Below are 368 nucleotides of genomic sequence, written 5' to 3' on the forward strand. Positions count from 1 at the left end.
GCGCCGGAGAACGAACCGTCCAGCAGCTTGGTGCCGTTGAAGTTGGTCTGGCGGGAAACGCGGTCGATTTCCGAGACCAGCTGGTTGACTTCGGCGTTCAGCGCTTCACGGTCGCTGTCGGAGTTGGTGGCGTTGGCCGACTGCACCGACAGCTCACGGATACGCTGCAGGTTGTTGCCGATTTCGACCATCGCGCCTTCGGCGGTCTGGGCCAGCGAGATGCCGTCGTTGGCATTGCGCACGGCCACGTCCAGGCCGCGGATCTGGGTGCTGAAGCGCTCGGAGATGGCCAGGCCGGCGGCGTCGTCCTTGGCGCTGTTGATGCGCAGGCCCGAGGACAGGCGCTGGATGGTGGTGGCCAGGCTGGA

The 368-nt window shown here is 66.0% G+C and carries 1 protein-coding gene; it reads right to left on the minus strand.

What is annotated here, in order from left to right; translation table 11 throughout:
* On the minus strand, positions 1-368 hold a 368-nt coding region (locus tag ACTJI4_RS18280), incomplete at both ends, for a flagellin N-terminal helical domain-containing protein (protein WP_440870150.1).

Source organism: Stenotrophomonas sp. 22385 (genome assembly GCF_052045085.1).
Lineage (GTDB): Bacteria > Pseudomonadota > Gammaproteobacteria > Xanthomonadales > Xanthomonadaceae > Stenotrophomonas.